Raw genomic sequence first — 757 nt, 5'->3', positions numbered from 1 at the left:
TAATTAAAAGTGTGTATAAGAATCCGGAAAATTGGGGATTAAGGTATAAAGAATATGGCAAATCTGAGAATATAAAAGATTATTCAGAAGAAGAGGTATCCGAGATGCTTAAAGGTGTATATTCTAAAAGTGGTTATTTATTGGTTGATGGTGACTATTTTATAAATGTCAAAGATGTTATTCAAGCAGGATGTACATGGGAAACGGTAACATCAGATGTAAAGTTAGATTTATCCCAGCCAATACCTATTAATAAGATACGCACTTTTTATGTGAAAGACTATTATTTGATTACTCGTAATGATGTAAATGGAACTAATAAACATTTTATCAATTCTTATTTATCAAAGATTAAGGTAATCCATTCTGGTCGCGGCCAATTTAGAGGATTGTATAGTATTTCAAGAGGTTATGAAAGTGTTCAGTCTTTTGGACATGGTTATGTTCCAAAAGATTTATTTCATCCAATAAAATTCTATTTTAATGGTGTGTTTTTTGATGATCAATATAGGATTGATGATTTTGTTGTAAATTCAGAACTTCAAGTATCTTATATAGAAAATCAAATAATACGTTAAAGTTGAAATCCTACTGACAGTCTTTGTCAGTGCTTTGCATATACCCGGTAACTGCTTTGTGGAAGTTATCGGGTATTTTTATCTAAGAGAAATAGGGAGATTCAGTAAATAGTATAAAATCAGCCAACTAATTCATACACAAAGTATTGCGAATTAGTTGGCTTTTTTGTATCTTTAGG

The 757-nt window shown here is 30.3% G+C and carries 1 protein-coding gene; it reads left to right on the top strand.

The window, feature by feature from the left end; genetic code table 11:
• Positions 1-578, top strand: a 578-nt coding sequence (locus WKU26_RS12605; RefSeq protein WP_340322307.1) for a hypothetical protein, incomplete at its 5' end; no start/stop codon positions are given.
• Positions 579-757 lie beyond the last annotated feature (179 nt).

The organism is Phocaeicola sp. HCN-40430, assembly GCF_037890285.1.
Classification (GTDB): Bacteria; Bacteroidota; Bacteroidia; order Bacteroidales; family Bacteroidaceae; genus Phocaeicola; species Phocaeicola acetigenes.
Note: the sequence above shows the minus strand (reverse complement) of the source record. Positions and strands in the feature narration are given on the sequence as shown.